This window comes from Pseudomonas sp. HN11, from assembly GCF_021390155.1.
In the GTDB taxonomy this organism is placed as follows: domain Bacteria; phylum Pseudomonadota; class Gammaproteobacteria; order Pseudomonadales; family Pseudomonadaceae; genus Aquipseudomonas.
The window spans coordinates 5,009,060-5,030,043 of record NZ_CP089985.1 but is presented as its reverse complement, the minus strand read 5'-3'; the positions used below and the strand labels follow the sequence as shown (position 1 = coordinate 5,030,043).

Genomic DNA, 20,984 nt, shown 5'->3' with positions numbered 1-20,984 from the left:
GGAATAGCCCGTGACCTCCATTTTCTGGTACGACTATGAAACCACCGGCATCAATCCGCGCAGCGATCGCCCACTCCAGGTAGCTGGCATTCGCACGGACTTCGACCTCAATGAGATCGGCGCGCCAGTCAATCTTTATTGCCAGCCCAGCGAGGATATCCTGCCTCACCCCGTCGCCTGCGCGATTACCGGTATCACCCCCGCAATCCTCGCGGAAAAAGGTCTGGCCGAGGCCGATTTCATGACCCGGGTGCATGCTGAACTGGCCGCCCCGGGTACTTGCGGTGCAGGCTACAACACCTTGCGTTTTGACGATGAAATGACGCGCTACAGCCTGTATCGCAATTTTTTCGACCCTTACGCGCGGGAGTGGCAGGGCGGTAATAGCCGCTGGGATCTCATCGACGTGGTTCGCACTGCCTACGCCCTGCGTCCGGAAGGCATTGAATGGCCGCAACAGGATGGGCGTGTCACGCTCAAGCTGGAGCGCCTGACCGAAGCCAACGGCATTGACCATGGGCAGGCTCACGACGCGTTGTCCGACGTGCGCGCCACGATTGCCTTGGCTCGATTGGTGCGTGAGAAACAACCCAGGCTGTATGAATGGCTGTTTCAATTGCGCAGTAAACAACGGGTGATGGATCAGGTGCGCTTGCTGCAACCGATGGTGCATATCTCCGGGCGCTTTTCTGCCGAGCGTCATTACCTGGGGGTCGTGCTGCCTCTGGCGTGGCACCCGCGTAACCGTAATGCCCTGATCGTCTGCGACCTGGGGCTTGATCCTCAAGGATTGCTGGACCTTGATGCCGTTACCTTGCGCCAGCGCCTCTACACCCGCCGTGACGATCTTGCCGAGGGCGAACTGCCAGTGCCGCTCAAATTGGTGCACATAAATCGCTGCCCGGTGGTTGCGCCTTTGAATGTGCTACGGGCGCAAGATCGTGAACGTCTGCACTTGGACATGAACATTTATCAGGAGCGGGCGCTGCGGCTAACTGACGCACAGGAACTTTGGCGCGATAAGTTGGCGGCCATTTACGCCGAAGAAGACTTCACAGCGAGTACCGACCCGGAACAGCAGCTTTACGACGGTTTTATTGGAGACCGTGATCGACGTTTATGTGAACAAGTCAGGGCGGCCGAGCCTGCGCAATTATCAAGCCAGCAGTGGCCATTTGATGATCACCGTTTGCCTGAACTATTGTTTCGGTACCGTGCGCGTAACTTCCCGCATACCTTGAACAGCGAAGAGCAACAACGCTGGATACTTTTTTGTCAGCAACGGTTGTCGAACCGGGAGTGGGGTGCGCCGAATACCCTTGAGGCATTTAAGCAGGCCAGGCAGGAGTTTTCAGTTAGTGCGACGCCGTTTCAGCATGGGGTACTGGAGCAGTGGCAGGAATATGCAGATGCTCTCGCCGCCAGAGTCAATCTGTAATCGGTTGTCACGCAACAGACAGGCAATTAAAAACGCCAGCAGGCTGGCGTTTTTAATGTGTCACGTATCAGGCGGAAGCCTGGCGAAGCTTAGCCCAGCAGGGTAGCCCAGCCTTCAACCACGTCACCGCCCCACTTGGCTTTCCACTCTTTCAGAGTTTTGTGGTTGCCACCTTTGGTTTCAATCACTTCGCCGTTGTGCGGGTTTTTGTATTGTTTGACCTTGCGAGCACGCTTGGTGCCAGTAGTTTTCACAGCGCCGCGCGGTGCTTTAACTTTAGACTCTGGATCCAGTAGCGCGATGATGTCACGCAGGGATTTGGAGTATTCACCCATCAGGGCGCGCAATTTGCCTTCGAATTCCAGCTCGGTTTGCAGTTTGTCGTCTTGGGACAGATTCTTCAAACGGGCTTGCAGCTCTTTGATAGCTTCTTCGGTGGCACGGTATTCGTTGATCAGAGACATGTGGACTACCTTATGTAGAGCGCTGATTGACAGGGATAGTGGCCCAATAATAGTCAGGCGGTTTCCCCAAGTAAACATTTAAGGTCGTATTTGTGTGAATTACTTTAAATGTTTGTAGCAATGCTATGCGTTCGAGTTAATTACGAGGGCGTAGACCTAAAGATAATTTCCTCGAAAGCCCGGGAATAGCCACAGGGTGACGTAGTAGTGCCTTATGAAGGTGGTAAAACCATAGGCTATTAAGGGGCAAGGCACGGGCCGGTGATCAGAATCAGCGTTAACGAATACTGCAGTTTTTCTGCACAATCGCTAGAATGGCGGCCTTTGCGAAGTTCTGGAGTTTCCCCCTAATGCGCACTTTTCGGCTGGTGATTGCTTGCCCGGACCGGGTTGGCATCGTTGCCAAAGTCAGTAACTTTCTGGCCTCCCACAACGGTTGGATCACTGAGGCGAGCCATCACTCGGACAATCTCAGCGGTTGGTTCTTCATGCGTCACGAGATTCGTGCCGATTCGCTGCCTTTTGGTCTTGATGCCTTCCGTGACGCGTTCGCGCCGATCGCCGAAGAGTTTTCGATGACCTGGCATATCACTGACACCGAGCAGAAAAAACGCGTGGTGTTGATGGCAAGCCGTGAGTCCCACTGCTTGGCTGACTTGCTGCACCGCTGGCACAGCGATGAGCTGGATTGCGAGATTGCTTGCGTGATTTCCAACCATGACGACTTGCGCAGCATGGTCGAGTGGCACGGTATCCCGTATTACCACGTGCCGGTCAACCCACAGGACAAGGAGCCGGCTTTCGCCGAAGTCTCACGCCTGGTCAAGCAGCATGAAGCCGACGTGGTCGTATTGGCGCGCTACATGCAAATCCTGCCACCGGAGCTGTGCCGCGAATACGCGGGCAAGGTGATCAACATTCACCACAGCTTCCTGCCATCGTTTGTCGGTGCAAAGCCTTACCACCAGGCTTCCCTGCGTGGCGTGAAGCTGATCGGCGCTACGTGCCACTATGTCACCGAAGAGCTGGACGCCGGCCCGATCATCGAGCAGGACGTGGTGCGTGTCAGCCACAGCGACAGCATTGAAGACATGGTGCGGTTCGGTCGTGACGTCGAGAAGATGGTCCTGGCGCGTGGTCTGCGTTATCACTTGGAAGATCGCGTGCTGGTGCACGGCAACAAGACGGTAGTGTTCTGATCGAGCGGTTGTGATTGAAGAATGAAGGGCCTGGGCGTTAAATCGTCTCAGGCCCTTTTTTTTGCATGCCATTGAGGATTGAGCAATGAGTGATCCGCGGGAAAAAGCAACGTCAAACGCCCCGGCGACCCTGGGGGAAGGGTGTTTGAGCCGATATGACCCGGATGACCTGAGCAGTGAGGACGGCACCGAATTTCCCGGTGCCGCCGAACTGTGGAAGCAGGAGCAGGCCAAGTCTGAGCCCAGGGACGCTTGATCAGATCCGGAAACTGCCGACCAATTGCTTCAAGCGTGCCGCTTGTTGTTCAAGGTCGGCGCACGCGCGCAGCGTGGATTGAAGGTTTTCCACACCTTCCTGATTGAGAGTGTTGATCTCGGTAATGTCCATATTGATCGACTCCACCACCGAGGTCTGTTCTTCGGTGGCGGTGGCGACGGACTGGTTCATGCCGTCGATCTCGCCGATGCGCTGGGTCACGCTGTTCAGGCGTTCGCCGGCCAGGTTGGCGATGTCGACACTGTCGAGGCTGTGACGCTGGCTTTCACTCATGGTGCTGACCGAATCCCGGGCGCCGACTTGCAGTTCCTCGATCATCTTTTGCACTTGTTGCGCCGATTCCTGAGTGCGATGCGCCAGGTTGCGTACTTCATCCGCAACCACCGCAAACCCTCGTCCTGCTTCACCTGCACGGGCTGCTTCAATCGCGGCGTTCAGTGCCAGGAGGTTGGTTTGCTGGGAAATACTGGTGATCACCTCAAGAATCTGGCCGATATTCACTGTCTTGCTATTGAGCGCTTCGATATTGCTGCTGGAGGCGCTGATCATCGACGACAACTGGTTCATTGCCTTGATATTGCGTTCCACCACGTGCTGGCCGTCTTCGGCCAAGTGCCGAGCGTCGCTGGCTTGATGGGAGGCTTGCGCTGCATTGCGCGCGATTTCCTGGGCGGCCGCCCCCAACTCATTGATGGCGGCAGCAACGCTGTTGGTGCGGTTGGCTTGCTCATCGGAATTGACCATCGACGAGTTAGATGCGCTGACAACCCGCAGTGCCACCTCATTGACTTGTTCGGTAGCCGAGGACACTTCGCGGATCGACGTATGAATGCGCTCCACGAACCGATTGAATGCGTTACCCAACGTGCCGAATTCATCGTGATTCTGGATGGTCAGCCGGCGGGTCAGATCACCCTCGCCATCGGCGATGTCCTGCATGGCGCGGGTCATCACATGCAGCGGTTGCAGCAGCACGCGGATCAACATACCGAGCAGGGCGATGATGATCACCACGGCAATGATCGTGGCGATGATCGCTGAGGTGCGAAATTCGCTGAGCATGGCGAAGGATTTGTCTTTATCCACTGAAATACCGAGATACCAGTTCACCGAGGGCAGGCCCTTGATTGAGGTAAAGGTCACGATATTGTCTTTGTCGTTGGCCTCGACTTCGCTGAAGTCTGCGCTGATCTTGGGCGTATTTTTGGGGTACACATCGGCCAGGGTTTTCATCACCAGGTTTTTGTCCGGGTGTACCAACACTTTGCCGTCAGCGCTGACCAGGAACGCATACCCCATGCCGCCGAAGTTCAGGGCGCCGATGTTATCCACCAGGGTTTGCAGGCTCAGGTCGCCGCCGACCACGCCGATGCTTTGGGTACCTTGAGTGCTGGGGGTGGCAACGGAAATGATCAGTTTGCCGGTAGCGGCATCGATATAGGGTTCGGTCAGGGTTGAGCTGTTGCTGTTCTGCGCACCTTTGTACCAGGGTCGTACACGCGGGTCGAAGCCGTCCGGCATTTTGGTGTCGGGGCGAATGGTGAAGGCGCCTTTGCTGTCGCCGACGTAGGTCGCCATGAATGAAGACGTCAGGATTTTCTGTTCCAACAGGCTGGCCACCGCGGACGGCTCGGGGTTGATGGCGATGTTTTGCGCGGCGTTCTCCACCAGGGCAATGCGCCCAGTAAGCCAGGTCTGAATGTTGCTGGCGGTGACATCGCCCATTTCATGCAGGTAGTTGTTGAGGTCGTCGCGAATCGCGTTGCGCTGTAGGTAGTCGTTATAGAGGGTAAACAGCGCGAATGCGGCAATGACGATAAGGGAGGCCGCAAGCAGGATTTTGTGGCTGAAGCGCAGATTTTTATTCATGGCTTGTAGGGTCCGCTAAGGTCTTATTATCCGAAGCGCGTCCTTATGGGATGCGCAAAATGGTAGCGTCAAAAAAGGTGTGATACTTCTTGTGATAGCTCCAGTGGTCCCTGTAGGAACTATCTGACCTATTTTTAGACTTTGTGGGTCTCACACTGGCCTGTATCGACTTGGCGGCACTAAAGATTAACCATAGGTGACGAAATGCCTGACTCCACGCAACTTCTTATCGGCGCCGGTCTCGATGGCCAGCCCATCGCCCAGCCCATGCGCCTGGCCAACCGTCACGGGTTGATCGCCGGCGCCACGGGTACGGGCAAGACCGTCACGTTGCAACGCCTGGCGGAAGCCTTCAGTGATGCCGGCGTGGCGGTGTTTGCCGCGGACATCAAGGGGGACCTGTGCGGGCTGGGTGCCGCAGCGACCCCTCAGGGCAAGGTGGCCGAGCGGATCGCCGATATGCCTTTCCTCAATTACACAGCCAAGGCTTATCCGGTCACGCTGTGGGATATCCACGGGCAGTCCGGCCATCCATTGCGCACCACCATCAGCGAAATGGGCCCATTGTTGCTTGGTAGTCTGCTGGAACTCACCGACAGCCAGCAGTCGGCCCTTTATGCCGCCTTTAAAGTGGCGGACCGCGAAGGCCTGTTGCTGTTGGACCTCAAAGACCTCAAGGCACTGCTTAACCATCTGCGCTACCACCCGGAACTGCTGGGTGAAGACGCGGCGTTGATGACTACTGGTTCCAGTCAGGCACTGTTGCGCCGCCTGGCAGTGTTGGAGCAGCAGGGCGCGGAAGCCTTGTTTGGTGAGCCGGCGCTGCAGTTGGAGGATATCTTGCAACCTTCCAGCGACGGGCGCGGACGCATTCACCTGCTGGACGCCAGCCGCCTGGTGCATGAGGCACCCAAGGTGTACGCGACCTTCCTGCTGTGGTTGTTGGCGGAGTTGTTCGAGCAACTGCCTGAGCGCGGTGATGCCGACAAGCCACTGCTCGCATTGTTTTTTGATGAAGCGCATTTGCTGTTCACCGACACGCCCAAGGCCTTGCAGGAACGTCTGGAGCAGGTGGTGCGGCTGATTCGTTCGAAAGGCGTTGGCGTGTATTTTGTTACCCAATCGCCTGGCGACCTGCCGGACAGCGTGCTCGCCCAGCTCGGCCTGCGCATCCAGCATGGCTTGCGGGCGTTCACGACCAAAGAACAGAAATCGTTGCGTGCCGTCGCGGACGGTTTCCGGCCAAACCCGGCTTTCGATGCCTTGTCGGTATTGACCGAGCTGGGTACGGGTGAAGCCTTGGTGGGCACCTTGCAGGAAAAGGGCACGCCGGAGGTCGTCCAACGCGTCTTGGTCGCGCCGCCGCAATCACGGATTGGGCCGCTCAGCGAAGCCGAACGTGCTGCATGGGTGGCCGGCTCGCCGTTGCAGGGCCGCTATGACAAGCCCATCGATCGGGAATCCGCCTATGAAGTGCTGATGTCCCGCAAGGACCTTGGGCCGACCGAGGACGCCAAACCGACTGCCGACGAACCGAGCTTTACTGACAAGGCGGGTGCTTTTCTCGGCACAACAGCGGGCAAAGCGCTGAAATCCGCGATGCAGCAAGCCGCCAATCAGATGGGGCGGCAACTTGTGCGTGGCTTGTTGGGGTCGTTATTGGGCGGCAGCAAGCGCAAATAGTTAATCAGGTCTTTGGCTTGGCGTGGGCGGCCAGCCGCTCAAGCGCTGCGCGTAAGCCTGGGTTGCTGATTCCGTCGGCCGTTGCCTGAATGGTTTCGGCCGCATTGGTCGACAGATCATGAATATGCTCCACCACGCCAGGCAGTGTGGTCGGCGGTTGGACCTTGAACTGAATGCGCGTCAAACCGGCGAATTCATCAAAGACCATCAATTGACGTTGCAGGCGTTTTTGCTGATAGCGCAAACGCGTCGCCCAGTGACCATCTGTGACAATCAGTAGCAGGTTACCTTCGCGCCAGGACGCCACGCGGCAGTGTTCGCGCGCGGCCGGTTGCAATTGGCTTTCGAGCAGGCGTTGCAAATGGCCCAGGCGTTGCGCATGGCCAAAGATGGCTTTCAGCGGCTTGGCATCGCGAAGCAACACGGCGGGCGCGCGGGCTGTCAGGGGGCGAAACGCCATTATTGAGACACCTTAAGTAACAGAGCCGCCATCTTAGCAGAAAGCGTCTGTACGCCCCCAGGCCATGCCTCCACCGGGCTTTGTACGTGAAATCAATAGGTAACTTCTGCATTCCATGGGTTGAAGTTCCGGCAAAAGCCCTTATTTTAAACAAGCCCTCTCACAGCACCATGCCAGCATCGGGGAACAACGCCACTTTCCTCACCCACGAATCCGGGTAGAATGCGCGTTCGCATGCGGCCGTGAGGGCTGCTCGGGCCACTCACGGTGCGCCCTCCATCCCTATGTGTGGAAGAACCTGCCGATATGTTTGCGCCTTTGTTAAAGAAACTTTTTGGAAGCAAGAATGAGCGCGAAGTCAAACGCATGCTCAAGACGGTGCAGCTGGTCAATGCCCTCGAAGAGCAGATGGTTGCCCTGTCGGACGAGCAATTGCGCGCCAAGACCCAAGAGTTCAAGGCCCGCATAGCCAAAGGTGAAACCCTCGACAAGCTGCTTCCCGAAGCCTTTGCGGTCGCCCGTGAAGCCGGTAAACGTGTAATGGGCATGCGCCACTTCGACGTCCAGTTGATCGGCGGCATGACCTTGCATGAAGGCATGATTGCCGAAATGCGTACCGGTGAAGGCAAGACCCTGGTGGCAACCCTGGGTGTTTACCTCAATGCGTTGTCCGGCAAGGGCGTGCATGTTGTGACGGTGAACGACTACCTGGCTCGCCGGGACGCCAACTGGATGCGCCCGCTGTATGAGTTCCTCGGCCTGACCGTCGGTGTGGTAACGCCGTTCCAGCCGCCGGAAGAGAAGCGTGCCGCCTACGCCGCCGACATTACCTACGGTACCAACAACGAATTCGGTTTCGACTACCTGCGCGACAACATGGCGTTCAGCATGGAAGAAAAATTCCAGCGCGAACTCAACTTTGCCGTGATCGACGAAGTCGACTCCATCCTCATCGACGAAGCCCGTACCCCACTGATCATCTCCGGCCAGGCCGAAGACAGTTCGCGCCTGTACACCGAAATCAACAAGTTGATTCCGCGCCTGGAACAGCACATCGAGGAAGTGGAAGGCGTAGTGACCAAAGAAGGTCACTTCACCATCGACGAGAAGACCCGTCAGGTCGAGCTCAACGAAGCTGGTCACCAGTTCGTCGAAGAGATGCTGACCCAGATCGGCGAGCTGGCCGAGGGTGAAAGCCTGTACTCGGCACATAACCTGGGCCTGTTGACTCATGTGTATGCCGGCCTGCGCGCCCACAAGCTGTTCCATCGCAACGTTGAATACATCGTGCAGGACGGCCAGGTCGTATTGGTTGATGAACACACCGGCCGTACCATGCCGGGTCGCCGTCTGTCCGAAGGTCTGCACCAGGCCATCGAAGCCAAGGAACACCTCAACATCCAGGCTGAAAGCCAGACGTTGGCGTCCACTACCTTCCAGAACTACTTCCGTCTGTACAACAAACTGTCCGGCATGACCGGTACGGCCGACACCGAAGCGTTCGAGTTCCACCAGATCTACAACCTGGCCGTGATGGTCATTCCGCCGAACAAGCCGTTGGCGCGTAAAGACTTCAACGACCTGGTGTTTCTGACGGCCGAAGAGAAATACGCGGCAATTATCAATGACATCAAGGACGGCCTGGCCCAGGGGCGACCGATCCTGGTGGGTACTGCCACCATCGAGACTTCCGAGCACGTGTCCAACCTGCTCAACAAGGAAGGCATCGAGCACAAGGTCCTCAACGCCAAGTTCCACGAAAAAGAAGCCGAGATCATCGCCCAGGCCGGTCGCCCGGGCGCACTGACCATCGCCACCAACATGGCCGGCCGTGGTACCGACATCCTGTTGGGCGGCAACTGGGAAGTGGAAGTCGCGGCGCTGGAAAATCCGAGCCCTGAGCAGATCGCCCAGATCAAGGCTGACTGGCAGAAACGCCACCAGGCCGTGCTGGAATCCGGTGGTCTGCAGGTAATCGCCTCCGAGCGTCACGAATCGCGTCGTATCGACAACCAGCTGCGTGGTCGTGCCGGTCGTCAGGGTGACGCCGGTTCCAGCCGCTTCTACCTGTCCCTGGAAGACAGCCTGATGCGCATCTTCGCTTCGGACCGCGTGAAGAACTTCATGAAGGCCCTGGGCATGCAGTCCGGTGAAGCGATTGAACATCGCATGGTGACCAACGCTATCGAGAAGGCACAGCGTAAGGTCGAAGGTCGCAACTTCGACATTCGTAAACAGCTGCTCGAGTTCGATGACGTCAACAACGAACAGCGTAAAGTGATTTATCACATGCGTAACACGTTGCTGGCCGCTGACAATATCGGCGAGACCATCGCCGACTTCCGTCAGGACGTGCTCAACGCCACCGTCAGCGCGCATATTCCGCCACAGTCTCTTCCAGAGCAGTGGGATGTTGCCGGCTTGGAAGCTGCATTGAAGAGCGACTTCGGCGTCGACTTGCCGGTTCAACAGTGGCTGGACGAAGACGACCACCTGTACGAAGAGACGCTGCGCGAGAAGCTGATGACCGAGCTGCTGGCCGCGTACAACGAGAAGGAAGAGCAGGCGAGTGCCGAAGCACTGCGCACCTTCGAGAAGCAGATCGTACTGCGCGTGCTGGATGACCTGTGGAAAGACCATCTGTCGACCATGGATCACCTGCGTCACGGCATCCACCTGCGTGGCTACGCCCAGAAAAACCCGAAGCAAGAGTACAAGCGCGAGTCGTTTACGCTGTTCTCCGAACTGCTGGATTCGATCAAGCGCGATTCGATCCGTGTGCTGTCCCACGTTCAGGTGCGTCGCGAAGACCCGATCGAGGAAGAAGCCCGCCTGCGTCAGGAAGCCGAGGCACTGGCTGCGCGCATGCAGTTCCAGCATGACGAAGCGCCGGGCCTGGAAGCCCCTGAAGTTCTGGGCGAAGAGATTGATGTGGTCCTGGCTCAAACCCCGGTTCGCAACGACCAGAAGCTGGGCCGTAACGAGCTGTGCTGGTGCGGCTCGGGCAAGAAGTTCAAACACTGCCACGGCCAGATCGAATAAGCTTTCTGCCTGACGCTGCAACACCCCGCGCCGCGACCGGCCTCTGCCGTCGCGGCGTTTTGCCTTAATTTCACCGTCGCTTACGACGGCACAGACATCACCTATTTTTAAGGAGCGCATTCATGGCTGTTGGTCTTGGTCCTTTGCCCACATTGCACCCGGTTGCCGGTTTTGAACTCGGTATCGCTTCGGCCGGCATCAAGCGCCCAGGGCGTAAGGATGTGGTGGTGATGCGTTGCGCCGAAGGCTCGACCGTCGCCGGTGTGTTCACCCTCAACGCGTTCTGCGCCGCGCCGGTGATCCTGGCCAAGCAACGCGTGGCCGGCACGATCCGTTACCTGCTGACCAACACTGGCAATGCCAACGCCGGCACCGGCGAGCCTGGCCTGGTGGCGGCTGCGCGCACGTGCGCCAAGCTGGCTCAGTTGACCGGCGTGGACGCCAGCCAAGTGCTGCCGTACTCCACTGGCGTGATCGGTGAGCCGTTGCCCGTCGAGAAAATCGAAGGTGCATTGCAAGCCGCGCTGGACGATTTGTCTGTGGATAACTGGGCTGCCGCCGCGACCGGCATCATGACCACCGATACTCTGCCCAAAGGCGCCAGCCGCCAGTTCGTGCACGACGGCGTGACCGTTACCGTGACCGGCATCAGCAAGGGGGCAGGCATGATCCGTCCGAATATGGCCACCATGCTCGGCTACATCGCCACCGACGCCAAAGTCTCCCGCGACGTGCTGCACAGCCTGATCCTGGACGGTGCCAACAAGTCGTTCAACCGCATCACCATCGATGGCGATACTTCGACCAACGACTGCTGCATGCTGATCGCCACCGGCCAGGCCAGCCTGCCGGAAATCACCGAAGCCAGCGGTCCCTTGTTCGCGGCGCTGAAGCAAGCCGTGTTCGAAGTGTGCATGGACGTGGCCCAGGCCATCGTGCGTGACGGAGAGGGCGCCACCAAGTTCGTGACCGTTGAAGTGAATGGCGGCGGCAATCACCAGGAATGCCTGGACGTGGGATACACCGTAGCGCATTCGCCGCTGATCAAGACGGCGCTGTTCGCCTCGGACCCGAACTGGGGCCGTATCCTGGCGGCAGTCGGCCGTGCTGGCGTGCCGGATCTGGACGTGAGCAAGATTGATGTGTTCCTGGGCGACGTATGCATCGCCAGCCGTGGCGCGCGTGCCGAGTCCTACACCGAAGCCCAGGGCTCGGCAGTGATGCAGCAGGAAGAAATCACTATCCGCATAGAGCTGGGTCGTGGTGAGTGCAGCGAAACCATCTGGACCACCGACCTGTCCCACGAGTACGTGAAGATCAACGCGGAATACCGTACCTGACAGCCAAGAGGAAGAGCACGGTGAAACGAGTGCATGTAGCAGCAGCGGTGATCCGCGGTGTCGACGGCAGGATCCTGCTGGCGCGCCGCGCCGACACTCAGCATCAGGGCGGCTTGTGGGAGTTTCCCGGCGGTAAGGTAGAGGCCGATGAATCGGTCGCCAGCGCATTGTCCCGCGAATTGCAGGAAGAGCTGGGTATCCATGTCACCACGGCGCGTCCGCTGATCAAAGTGCAGCATGACTACCCGGACAAACAGGTGTTGCTGGATGTCTGGGAGGTCTCGGCCTTCACCGGCGAACCTCATGGTGTTGAAGGGCAGCCTCTGGAATGGGTGGCCCCTCGGGACCTGCTCAACTATGAGTTTCCAGCGGCCAATGCACCGATCGTTGCGGCTGCGCGTTTGCCAGCGCAATATCTGATCACTCCGGGCGAGCTGGAAACTCCGGTATTGTTGCGCGGTATTCAGAAAGCCATTGCTGGCGGCATCAAGTTGGTTCAGTTGCGGGCGCCCAACGGTTACGACCCCAAATACCGCGACCTCGCGGTGGATGCAGTGGGGTTGTGTGCGGGTAAGGCCCAGTTGATGCTCAAGGGACCGTTCGAATGGTTGGGGGATTTTCCTTCGGCGGGCTGGCACATGACCTCGGCGCAATTGCGCAAATACGCGAACAAAGGCCGGCCATTGCCTAAAGACCGTTGGTTGGCGGCCTCTTGCCACAATGCCGAGGAGTTGGCGCTGGCGGAAATGATGGACGTGGATTTCGTTACGCTGTCGCCGGTGCAGCCCACGCAGACCCATCCTGACGCACAGCCATTGGGTTGGGAGCAGGCGGCTGAGTTGATCAGTGGGTTCAGCAAGCCTGTTTTTTTGCTGGGTGGGGTTGGGCCTGCTGAGCGGGAAAAAGCTTGGGAGGCTGGGGCTCAGGGTGTCGCTGGGATTAGGGCGTTCTGGCCGGAAGTTTGATGTTGTTCTGAAGGGCCTCTTCGCGTGAGCTCAGACGTCTCCTGATTAATGTGGCTTGGCCGCTGCCTGCCACAACACCTCAGCAACACCCTGACGCCTGGCAATCACCCGAGCCGCCACAAACAGCAAATCCGATAGCCGATTGATATACGCCAACCCAACGCCTTCCAACGGCTCCACCGCATTCAAGTGCTGACACCTGCGCTCCGCACTGCGCGCCAGGCTGCGGCATACATGGGCCTGCGCGATCAACGCCGAACCACCCGGCAGGATGAAGTTCTCCAGCGGCCCGACTTCCTCATTCCAGCGATCAATTGCCGCTTCCAGCCGATCCACTTCCGCAGCATTCAACGCCTTGTACACCGGCATCGCCAGCTCACCCCCCAGATCGAACAAACGGTGCTGGCAAGGGGTAAGTACTTCAATCACATCCTTCAACCCTGGATGTTTGCCACTCTGCTCTTCCAGATTGGCCAGCAGCAAACCGAGCTGACTGTTCAGCGTATCCACCTCACCAATCGCTTCCACCCGTGGGTGGTCCTTGGGCACGCGGCGGCCGTCGCCCAGGCCGGTTTCGCCCTTGTCGCCGGTGCGGGTGTAGATCTTAGACAGGCGAAAGCCCATGGTCAGTGCTCCAGTTGATTCAGTTCGTAAGGGGGCAGTTGGCTGCCGGCCAAGGGCAGGCGCAGGGTGAAGCAGGTGCCTTGGCCGAGAGTGGAATGCACCTCCATCTGGCCTTTGTGGTTGTTGGTGATGATGAAATATGACACCGACAGCCCAAGCCCGGTGCCCTGGCCGATTTCCTTGGTGGTGAAGAATGGCTCGAACGTGCGTTTGCGCACGTTCTCGCTCATGCCGATGCCATTGTCTTCCACCTGAATTTCCGCCCACGGCGGGTTGAGGCGGGTACGCAGGATGATGCGCCCCGGCTCGCTGTCGTCTTCTCGCAGATGGATGGCCTGGGCGGCGTTTTTCAGCAGGTTGAGCAGGACTTGTTCGAGTTCGTTTGCAGTACCGGGTACCGGGCCGAGTTGAGGGTCGAACTGGCGGATGATCGCCTGGCCCTTGAAGTCAAAGCCGATGGTCAGGTCAAAGTCATTACCGGCGATTTCCACCGCCTGGTCGATCAGCGCCGGCAGGTCGCAGGGCGCCATTTGTCGGTTGCTGCGACGGCTGAAACTGAGCATATGGGTGACGATCTTCGCCGCCCGCGCCCCGGCCTGCTGGATGCCATCGAGCAGTTGCGGCACTTCGCGACTTTGCAGGTAGTGGTTGACCGTTTCCAGCTCAATGCCGGCCTGCTCGGCGTGCTCCAGGTTCTTGGGCAAGTCGGGGGACAGACGGCGTCGGATGTTCTGCACGTTATGCAGGATCGCCCCCAGCGGGTTGTTGATCTCGTGGGCCATGCCGGCTGCCAGTCCGCCCACGGAGAGCATTTTCTCCGACTGCACCATCATTTCTTCCAGTGACAGGCGCTGGGTGATGTCATCGATCCGTATCACCACGCCGCGCCCGGCGCCGCCCATCAGAGGGTAGAAGGTCAGGGCGTAATGCTTGGGTTCTTCGTCCTTGAACCAGGTGACTCGCTCAATGCGCTCCACGGTGTGTTGCTCGACCGCTGCCCTGATCTGCGGCAGGTACGGTTTGAGCGGCTGGAACGCCAGATAGATCGGCTGGTTCAGGGCCTCGTCCAGGCGCGTACCGGAGAGGGCGCTGGCCTCTTGGTTCCATTGGGTGACGTAAAGCTGCTCATCCAAGGCGATCAGTGCGGAGGGCATCGAGTCGATGATGCTGTTCAGATAATTCTGGAAACCAGTGAGTTTTTTCTCGATCTTGCTGCGAACCTGCACTTCCAGTTCCAACTTGCGATTGGTGTGGCGGGTCTCTTCGGCCAAGCCTTGTGCCTGGTCATAGGCAGCCTGGGAGTCGTCCCGCGCGCGTTTGAGCTGTTGCTCACGGGCTTCGATGCGCGACAACATGGTGTTGAAGGCTTCGGCCAGGCTGCCGATTTCATCGTGGTTGCCACGGCCGGCGCGCAGGGCGTAGTTTTCTTCGCGGGTGACCTGGCGCGACAGCTCTTCCAGCTCGTGGATCGGCCGTGTGATCAGGCGTTTGATCTGACGGGCGATGATAAGCCACAACAGCACGCTGAAAATCAGGATGCCCAGGCTGGCCGTCAGCGTGCCGGTATAGAACGCCACCGGTAACTCACTGCTGGCCACCAGCAATAAATGCCCAGACGGCTGGCCGGCACGGGGCAGGGTGATGATCTGGTTGCTGCGAAACTCGGTCACGCGCCAGGCTTCGATATGCCGGTAGTTGTCGGGCAAGTGCAGGCGTTCGCCGTGTTGCATCTGCGCCAGGCGGTTGCCTTCGCCGTCGTACAGGGCGGCGGCGCGCAATGGCGAATAGCTGGTCAGTTCGTTGAGCAGCGCATCGGCCTTGGCGGGCGATTCGAGGGCTTCGGCGGCGAGCGCGGGGTTGGACACCAGGCGGCCGATGGCCTGCAGGGCCTGGGGTGCCATGCTTTCCTGGGAGATCCAGTAGGCGGCGCTGATAAAGGTCAGGTTGGCCACCAGTAATACAGTGGTCAACAGCACCAGCAGGGCGGCCAGAAGTTTCTGCCCGACCGGTAGGTTTTCAAGACGCTGGCGCAGCGGCATCAGGGTTTTCCCAGGTGATAGACAGGCGGGCAGGGTAGCGCGTGACTCAGTTGCGGGGCAATCCGCGCGCAAGCAACTGCTCGACCAAGCGCACCTGCAACTGTTGCAGGTGCGGCAGGTTCAGTTGGTGACGGGCGGCCGCCTGGCAAGCATAGCCCAATAGATAGCTGATTTCGGTGCGGCGGCCGGCGGCGACGTCCTGGTACATGGAAGAGTAATTGGCGGCGGTGGCCTGGATCACCCGTTCCACTTCGTGTTGCAGGTCCAGCGCGGCAGCGGGCTGGCCGCAGCATTCCAGCAGTTCGCCGAGTTCGGCGCACAGGGTGGCGACTTCGCAGTGGTGGGCTTGCAGTTCTCCATTGCGACACTGATAAAGCACGGTCAGTGGGTTGATGGCGCAGTTGAGCGCCAGCTTGCGCCACAGTCGCGTGAGGATATCGGTACTCCAGTCGTGGGGGATGCCGGCGGCGTGCAAGTCATCCAGCCAAAGCGGGGGAGTGGGGTGGCTCGCGTCCCCCAACCAGGTGTAACCGTGGCCGGCGAACACCACGCGCCAGTCGCCGTCGCGAAAGGCGCCTTCGGTGCTGGAGGCAAAAATGCAGCGGGCCTGGGGCAACTGCGCCGCGACCGCGTCTTGGCTGCCGAGGCCGTTTTGCAACAGGATCAGTTCGGCATCCGGTGTCAGCCGGTGTTGCAACTGTGCGACGGCGCCTTGGGCGTCGTAGGCTTTGCACGCTACAAGTAGGCGATGAATCGACTCGGGGCTGTTGGGCGTTTCGCCGATCACCGGGTAAGTGTGTTCTACACCCTGCTCCACCAGAGTCAGCCCTTTGGCTGTCTGATAACTGGCCAGGCGCGCTTCATCGCGCAGGATCAACCGCACGGGCACGTCGGCACGCGCCAGGCGAGTGGCCCAGAGTGTGCCGAGGCTGCCGGCGCCAAGAATATGCCAGATGGTCGACATCTGTTTGTGCTCCTTAGGGTCGCTCACAGTGAATGCGGCGAAAGAACCGCTATAATGCCTCGGCATTTTAGCTTGGGCGCGCTCCATCTCTACTGAGCCCGCCCCTTATATTGGAGAAATGACATGCCTTCGTTCGACGTGGTATCCGAACTGGACAAACACGAAGTCACCAACGCCGTCGAGAACGCCGTCAAGGAACTGGACCGTCGCTATGACTTGAAAGGCAAGGGCAGCTTCGAATTCAAGGAAAAAGAGCTGACCGTCAACCTGACCGCTGAAGCCGATTTCCAGCTGGAAGCGATGATCGAGATCCTCAAGCTGTCGCTGGTCAAGCGCAAGATCGACGCACAATGCCTTGAAATCAAAGACGCCTACGCTTCCGGCAAGCTGATGAAGCAAGAAGCCGTCCTCAAGGAAGGTATCGACAAGGAGCTGGCGAAGAAGATCGTTGCTCACATCAAGGATGCCAAGCTGAAAGTCCAGGCCGCTATCCAGGGCGAGCAGGTTCGTGTCACCGGCAAGAAGCGTGACGACCTGCAAGAGGCCATCGCGGCCCTGCGCGCCAAGACCTTCGACATGCCGCTGCAGTTCAATAACTTCCGCGACTGATGGCACTTTGGGGAACCAGTGTGCGTTTTTGACGTCCCACGCCCCAGAACCTGCGCCTACTATTGAGCCCTACGGGGCTCAATTGCATTTATGGCCACTCAATACGCCGAACATCCGGTAAACAGGAGAATGTAGATGGATTTGAACGCTGAAGTGGATCACCTGATCAAGACCTCGGAGTCTTGGTTACCGATGATCATGGAATACGGCAGCCGGTTTTTACTGGCGGTGGTCACCCTGGCCATCGGTTGGTGGCTGATCAACGTGTTGACCCACCGAGTAGGGCGTTTGCTGGCAATGCGCAATGCTGACCTGGCCCTGCAACACTTCATCACCAGCCTGGCGAATATTGCGCTCAAGGTCATGCTGGTGGTCAACGTGGCCTCGATGATTGGCGTGGCAACCACCTCGTTCGTGGCCGCGATTGGTGCCGCTACCCTGGCCATCGGCCTGGCACTTCAAGGCAGTCTGGCGAACTTCGCCGGCGGCGTGCTGATTCTGTTGTTCCGCCCGTTCCGCATTGGTGACTGGATTGAAGCTCAGGGCACTTCCGGCACGGTTGACAGCATCCAGATCTTCCACACCGTGTTGCGCACCGGTGACAACAAGACCGTGATCATCCCCAACGGCAGCCTGTCCAACGGCCTCATCACCAACACCAACCGTCAGCCGACCCGCAAGGTGGTGTTTGATGTGGGTGTCGACTATGAAGCCGACCTGCAGAAAGCCCGTGAGGTGTTGCTGGAACTGGCCAAAGACCCGCGCGTACTGGCAGATCCGGCCGCTGTGGCGGTGGTGTCGACCTTGGGTGATAGTTCGATCACTGTATCCCTGCGTTGCTGGACCAAGACGGCGGATTATTGGGACGTGATGTTCATGTTGAACGAACTTGCACGTGACCGCTTGAAAGCGGCGGGGATTGATATTCCGTTTCCGCAGCGGGTTATTCGTGTGATGCAGGAAACAGCTGCCAAGTAACTGGTTCTTGAAGTTGGCCGTTAGGTCAGGTTCAAGGTGCAAGTGCTAATCTCGTTAGTTAGCTTGCTAGTTATACCAGTGCTGAAACCTTACAGCCATAAAAAAGCCGCTCCCTTGTTAACCAAGGGAGCGGCTTTTTTGTTTAAGGCCGAGGCCTTAAGTCATTGTTGTAATTAAAGCGTCAATTACAAGATGTTCAGCGGGTATTGGGCGATCAGACGCAGTTCGTCGATGGACGAAGAACCGTAGTACACGCCATCAGACGAACGATAGGTCGCTTGACGTACACGCAGGCTCAGGTCTTTGGCCGGGCCGCTCTGGATCACGTATTTGGCTTCGATGTCGCGTTCCCACTCTTTGCCGTTCGAGGTGGTGGCGGTGTTGGCGCCGCTACCGGTTACGTAACGAGTCATGAAGCTCAGGCCAGGAATGCCGAAGGTAGCCATGTTGATGTCGTAACGCGCCTGGTAGGACTTCTCGCCTTCGGCGTTGAAGTCGGAACGGGCGATGGAGTTGGCCAGGAACACAGTGCCGCCGCCGTCTACGCCGTAGCCGTAGTCGCCGTCGCCGGTGACTTTCTGGGCTGCCAGGGTGAAGGTGTGTGCACCGATGGTGTACGCACCCTGCAAGCTGAACGCGCGGTTGTCGAGCTTGGTGCGTTCCTCGAACGGCAGGGCGCTGTCCTTGGAAGCACGTTGCAGGCCTTCGCCGTCGCTTTTCGTGTCGTAGATGTTGAAGTCCAAGGCGAACGACTGGTCGTCGCTCAGCGCGTGGGTCCAGTTCAGGTTGCTGTACCACTTGCGGAAGTAGTCTTCGGTTTTAGCGTAGTACAGGCTACCGGTGAACTCTGGGGTGAAGGAGTAGACTGCGCCGGCAAAGTCGGTTTTGGTCAGGCCCAGGCTGTCATGGTAGGTCTGGTTCTGCGCGATGCTGGAAGTGAAGTGACCACCTTCCAGCTTCAGGCCCTTGATTTCGTTGCTGGTGATCGAGATACCTTGTGGCAGCTCTGGCAGCAAGCGGCTGTCGTCAGACGCGAATACAGGGGCTGTGGTGTACTGGTCACCGATTTTCAGGACAGTATCGGAGATACGGAATTTAACCGCGCCGCCGCCCTTGGAGTACTCGTCCTGCGAGCGACCGTCGGAACCGGTTGGGAACAGACCAGTGCCGGCACGGCCTTTGCCGCTGTCGAGCTTGACGCCCAACAAGCCAATCACGTCAACACCGACACCGATGGTGCCTTGGGTGAAGCCCGATTGGTAAAGGGCATTGAAGCCCAGGCCGGATTCTTCGGCGCGGCTCTGGGAGTCTGGGCCCGACGGGTTGTTGCGGAAGTCGCGGCTGAAGTACAGAGCGCGAGTATTAATGCTGAAAGTGCTGTCTTCAACAAAGCCTTTGGAATCGCTTTGGGCGGACGCCATTGCGAACTGCGTAGTGCCTGCTGAAACAGCCAGGGCGATCATGCTCCACTTCATCACGCGCATCGTGATTTGCTCCTTTGGTTTTAGGAAGAGTACTGCCGTCCCACCTATATTTTTGTCTGGGCGGCTCTTTCTTTTTGTGTCGGCGCAAAGTTATATCACGCTGACAATATTGGCGATACGTGCCCAACTTTCCTTTCAGCTTCTTTACGAGCTTGTCGTAGATTGCTATATCCATGTCGCAAATTCACAGCCTCACTGTAACGAGGCTGACAACTTCAATACTGTTTCCAAACCGTTAAAAGAACGCAAAAAATCGTTACTTTCCAAGTTTGAAATCTTCCGTGGAGCGCATTGAACCGCTGCTGTTCTTATCGCGAAACACCTGCTTCCCTTCCGGTGCCGTTGCCGACGATAGAGGGATGAATGCAGCAAGCGTGCCCAAACCGTAAATCGAATGTCATTTTTTCGTGAAAAACGTTGCGGCTTTGTGAAAACCGCATAAGCACGGGGTTTTTACGCCGATTGGTTTGGGCTTGCCCCACGCTTCATTCCTGTGGTGTGTGGTGCATAAAATCCTGGACTTGGGTAAAACGTTACCGGTTCACCCCTCTGAGTGGGTAATTGGCGGATCCCTTTGAGGCATAAATGAGTCATTTTGGTGCAGGGCCCCAAGTGCCTCGTGAATGCGGTGATGGCTCAATGCCTTGTTTTGTGAGGCCTCTGTATCGCGGGTCTCCTTGGAATCGTTTGTTCTGCGTTGGTCAGTTCACGGCTGGACTGGTCATAGAGCGTAGTCGAATTATTGGTTTGTCTCGAAATGGTGCGCTTTTTTTCACCACACCTGGGTCGAGCGCGCATGGGCTGGCGTGAAGCAACCGTGATTCGCAGGTATGCTGGTGGTCTTGAACCTGACCTGCCGAACGGAGTGCCTGCGGTGTTCGCTTTAGATCAACGCCTTCAACACGACACGCTGGTGATGGGGGATTTCCCCCTGTGCCGCCTGCTGCTGTCCAATGACTCGAACTACCCCTGGTTCATCCTGGTGCCGCGTATCAACGGTATCAGCGAAGTGTTTCAACTGGATGTCGCGAACCAGCAGCGCTTGTGGCAAGAAACCACCGCCCTGGCCCAGTTGCTGAATGAAGGCTTGTCCGCTGACAAGATGAATATCGGTGCCCTGGGCAATGTCGTCAGCCAGTTGCACATGCATGTGATCGTGCGCAAACGTGATGACGCCGCCTGGCCAGCGCCGGTATGGGGTAAACATCCTGCGCAGCCTTACACCAATGAGCAAGTGGCAGCCATCCGCACCCGTCTGCGCGAGCTGTTGCCCGCCGACTTCGTTTTTACCCAGGGCTGAATCATGGATCTGCAAGACCGCGTCAACGATCTGGAAAGCCGCCTGGCCTTCCAGGACGACACCATCGAGACCCTCAATGACATCCTTGTCACCCAACAGCGGGCTGTCGAGCGCCTGCAGATGCAGATGACCGCGCTGCTCAAGCGCCAGGAAGAAATGGGCGGTCAGTTCGAAACTTCCGAAGAGGAAGCGCCGCCGCCTCACTATTAATAGGCATGCATAAAAAAACCGCGATCCAGCTGAGCCGGA

General features: G+C 58.2%; 18 protein-coding genes and 1 pseudogene. 11 read left to right on the top strand and 8 right to left on the bottom strand.

The window, feature by feature from the left end; genetic code table 11:
- Window positions 1–10 precede the first annotated feature (10 nt).
- On the top strand, window positions 11–1,438 hold the full coding sequence (sbcB, locus tag LVW35_RS23015) for an exodeoxyribonuclease I (RefSeq protein ID WP_233892173.1): 1,428 nt from the start codon (window positions 11–13) through the stop codon (window positions 1,436–1,438).
- Window positions 1,439–1,527: 89 nt separating this feature from the next.
- Here sbcB and mvaT read toward each other — a convergent pair whose 3' ends face one another.
- On the bottom strand, window positions 1,528–1,902 hold the full coding sequence (gene mvaT / locus LVW35_RS23010) for a histone-like nucleoid-structuring protein MvaT (RefSeq protein ID WP_016970296.1): 375 nt from the start codon (window positions 1,900–1,902) through the stop codon (window positions 1,528–1,530).
- A 350-nt stretch (window positions 1,903–2,252) separates the two neighbouring features.
- Between mvaT and purU the strand changes: the two genes are divergently transcribed.
- Both purU and LVW35_RS23000 read left to right on the top strand, forming a co-directional pair.
- On the top strand, window positions 2,253–3,101 hold the full coding sequence (gene purU, locus LVW35_RS23005) for a formyltetrahydrofolate deformylase (RefSeq protein WP_010208067.1): 849 nt from the start codon (window positions 2,253–2,255) through the stop codon (window positions 3,099–3,101).
- 85 nt (window positions 3,102–3,186) lie between these two features.
- On the top strand, window positions 3,187–3,357 hold the full coding sequence (locus LVW35_RS23000; RefSeq protein ID WP_233892172.1) for a hypothetical protein: 171 nt from the start codon (window positions 3,187–3,189) through the stop codon (window positions 3,355–3,357).
- Here LVW35_RS23000 and LVW35_RS29255 read toward each other — a convergent pair whose 3' ends face one another.
- Both LVW35_RS29255 and LVW35_RS29250 read right to left on the bottom strand, forming a co-directional pair.
- Window positions 3,358–4,122, bottom strand: a complete 765-nt coding sequence (locus LVW35_RS29255; RefSeq protein WP_442799694.1) for a methyl-accepting chemotaxis protein — start codon at window positions 4,120–4,122, stop codon at window positions 3,358–3,360. It lies immediately after the preceding gene.
- A 93-nt stretch (window positions 4,123–4,215) separates the two neighbouring features.
- A pseudogene (locus tag LVW35_RS29250) lies at window positions 4,216–5,247 on the bottom strand (HAMP domain-containing protein); the annotation flags it as partial.
- A gap of 204 nt (window positions 5,248–5,451) precedes the next feature.
- Between LVW35_RS29250 and LVW35_RS22990 the strand changes: the two are divergent.
- Window positions 5,452–6,930, top strand: a complete 1,479-nt coding sequence (locus LVW35_RS22990) for a helicase HerA-like domain-containing protein (protein WP_233892170.1) — start codon at window positions 5,452–5,454, stop codon at window positions 6,928–6,930.
- 4 nt (window positions 6,931–6,934) lie between these two features.
- On the opposite strand, the gene LVW35_RS22985 is transcribed toward LVW35_RS22990, so the two are convergent.
- Window positions 6,935–7,390, bottom strand: coding sequence for a DUF721 domain-containing protein (locus LVW35_RS22985; protein ID WP_233892169.1), 456 nt, complete (start codon window positions 7,388–7,390; stop codon window positions 6,935–6,937).
- Window positions 7,391–7,696: 306 nt separating this feature from the next.
- On the opposite strand from LVW35_RS22985, the gene secA reads away from it, so the two are divergent.
- The 3 genes from secA to LVW35_RS22970 all read left to right on the top strand — a co-directional run bounded on the left by secA (window position 7,697) and on the right by LVW35_RS22970 (window position 12,737).
- Window positions 7,697–10,432 (top strand): preprotein translocase subunit SecA, encoded by a 2,736-nt coding sequence (gene secA / locus LVW35_RS22980; protein ID WP_233892168.1) that lies wholly within the window; start codon window positions 7,697–7,699, stop codon window positions 10,430–10,432.
- A gap of 122 nt (window positions 10,433–10,554) precedes the next feature.
- A complete protein-coding gene (argJ, locus tag LVW35_RS22975) occupies window positions 10,555–11,772 on the top strand; it encodes a bifunctional glutamate N-acetyltransferase/amino-acid acetyltransferase ArgJ (protein WP_233892167.1) in 1,218 nt (405 codons plus the stop codon).
- A gap of 20 nt (window positions 11,773–11,792) precedes the next feature.
- The gene (locus LVW35_RS22970) at window positions 11,793–12,737 is read left to right on the top strand and encodes a Nudix family hydrolase (protein WP_233892166.1); all 945 of its coding nucleotides are present in this window, start codon (window positions 11,793–11,795) and stop codon (window positions 12,735–12,737) included.
- A 45-nt stretch (window positions 12,738–12,782) separates the two neighbouring features.
- On the opposite strand, the gene LVW35_RS22965 is transcribed toward LVW35_RS22970, so the two are convergent.
- Genes LVW35_RS22965 through LVW35_RS22955 form a run of 3 tightly spaced genes read right to left on the bottom strand, consistent with a single transcriptional unit; the run spans window position 12,783 to window position 16,364 of the window.
- The gene (locus LVW35_RS22965) at window positions 12,783–13,361 is read right to left on the bottom strand and encodes a cob(I)yrinic acid a,c-diamide adenosyltransferase (protein ID WP_233892165.1); all 579 of its coding nucleotides are present in this window, start codon (window positions 13,359–13,361) and stop codon (window positions 12,783–12,785) included.
- A gap of 2 nt (window positions 13,362–13,363) precedes the next feature.
- Window positions 13,364–15,400 carry a sensor histidine kinase gene (locus LVW35_RS22960; RefSeq protein ID WP_233892164.1) on the bottom strand — a complete coding sequence of 679 codons (2,037 nt, stop codon included), beginning with the start codon at window positions 15,398–15,400 and terminating at the stop codon, window positions 13,364–13,366.
- Between the two features lie 46 nt (window positions 15,401–15,446).
- The gene (locus LVW35_RS22955) at window positions 15,447–16,364 is read right to left on the bottom strand and encodes a putative 2-dehydropantoate 2-reductase (protein ID WP_233892163.1); all 918 of its coding nucleotides are present in this window, start codon (window positions 16,362–16,364) and stop codon (window positions 15,447–15,449) included.
- Window positions 16,365–16,487: 123 nt separating this feature from the next.
- Between LVW35_RS22955 and LVW35_RS22950 the strand changes: the two genes are divergently transcribed.
- On the top strand, window positions 16,488–16,973 hold the full coding sequence (locus LVW35_RS22950; protein WP_003175814.1) for a YajQ family cyclic di-GMP-binding protein: 486 nt from the start codon (window positions 16,488–16,490) through the stop codon (window positions 16,971–16,973).
- Window positions 16,974–17,108: 135 nt separating this feature from the next.
- The gene (locus tag LVW35_RS22945; protein WP_233892162.1) at window positions 17,109–17,951 is read left to right on the top strand and encodes a mechanosensitive ion channel family protein; all 843 of its coding nucleotides are present in this window, start codon (window positions 17,109–17,111) and stop codon (window positions 17,949–17,951) included.
- 185 nt (window positions 17,952–18,136) lie between these two features.
- Here the strand turns inward: LVW35_RS22945 and LVW35_RS22940 are convergent, their stop codons facing one another.
- Window positions 18,137–19,435 (bottom strand): OprD family porin, encoded by a 1,299-nt coding sequence (locus LVW35_RS22940; RefSeq protein WP_233892161.1) that lies wholly within the window; start codon window positions 19,433–19,435, stop codon window positions 18,137–18,139.
- Between the two features lie 874 nt (window positions 19,436–20,309).
- Here LVW35_RS22940 and LVW35_RS22935 point away from each other — a divergent pair.
- The gene (locus LVW35_RS22935; protein WP_233892160.1) at window positions 20,310–20,735 is read left to right on the top strand and encodes an HIT domain-containing protein; all 426 of its coding nucleotides are present in this window, start codon (window positions 20,310–20,312) and stop codon (window positions 20,733–20,735) included.
- Between the two features lie 3 nt (window positions 20,736–20,738).
- The gene (locus LVW35_RS22930) at window positions 20,739–20,945 is read left to right on the top strand and encodes a SlyX family protein (RefSeq protein ID WP_016975456.1); all 207 of its coding nucleotides are present in this window, start codon (window positions 20,739–20,741) and stop codon (window positions 20,943–20,945) included.
- Window positions 20,946–20,984: the final 39 nt, after the last annotated feature.

What these genes read in the sequence shown, in the direction of transcription:
- LVW35_RS22990 (WP_233892170.1), top strand. Translation starts at nt 5,452, where the DNA reads ATGCCTGACTCCACGCAACTTCTTATCGGCGCCGGTCTCGATGGCCAG.
- purU (WP_010208067.1), top strand. Translation starts at nt 2,253, where the DNA reads ATGCGCACTTTTCGGCTGGTGATTGCTTGCCCGGACCGGGTTGGCATC.
- mvaT (WP_016970296.1), bottom strand. Translation starts at nt 1,902, where the DNA reads ATGTCTCTGATCAACGAATACCGTGCCACCGAAGAAGCTATCAAAGAG.
- LVW35_RS22960 (WP_233892164.1), bottom strand. Translation starts at nt 15,400, where the DNA reads ATGCCGCTGCGCCAGCGTCTTGAAAACCTACCGGTCGGGCAGAAACTT.
- LVW35_RS22965 (WP_233892165.1), bottom strand. Translation starts at nt 13,361, where the DNA reads ATGGGCTTTCGCCTGTCTAAGATCTACACCCGCACCGGCGACAAGGGC.
- LVW35_RS22955 (WP_233892163.1), bottom strand. Translation starts at nt 16,364, where the DNA reads ATGTCGACCATCTGGCATATTCTTGGCGCCGGCAGCCTCGGCACACTC.
- LVW35_RS23000 (WP_233892172.1), top strand. Translation starts at nt 3,187, where the DNA reads ATGAGTGATCCGCGGGAAAAAGCAACGTCAAACGCCCCGGCGACCCTG.
- LVW35_RS22985 (WP_233892169.1), bottom strand. Translation starts at nt 7,390, where the DNA reads ATGGCGTTTCGCCCCCTGACAGCCCGCGCGCCCGCCGTGTTGCTTCGC.
- secA (WP_233892168.1), top strand. Translation starts at nt 7,697, where the DNA reads ATGTTTGCGCCTTTGTTAAAGAAACTTTTTGGAAGCAAGAATGAGCGC.
- LVW35_RS22945 (WP_233892162.1), top strand. Translation starts at nt 17,109, where the DNA reads ATGGATTTGAACGCTGAAGTGGATCACCTGATCAAGACCTCGGAGTCT.
- argJ (WP_233892167.1), top strand. Translation starts at nt 10,555, where the DNA reads ATGGCTGTTGGTCTTGGTCCTTTGCCCACATTGCACCCGGTTGCCGGT.
- LVW35_RS22930 (WP_016975456.1), top strand. Translation starts at nt 20,739, where the DNA reads ATGGATCTGCAAGACCGCGTCAACGATCTGGAAAGCCGCCTGGCCTTC.
- LVW35_RS22940 (WP_233892161.1), bottom strand. Translation starts at nt 19,435, where the DNA reads ATGCGCGTGATGAAGTGGAGCATGATCGCCCTGGCTGTTTCAGCAGGC.
- LVW35_RS22950 (WP_003175814.1), top strand. Translation starts at nt 16,488, where the DNA reads ATGCCTTCGTTCGACGTGGTATCCGAACTGGACAAACACGAAGTCACC.
- LVW35_RS29255 (WP_442799694.1), bottom strand. Translation starts at nt 4,122, where the DNA reads ATGGTCAATTCCGATGAGCAAGCCAACCGCACCAACAGCGTTGCTGCC.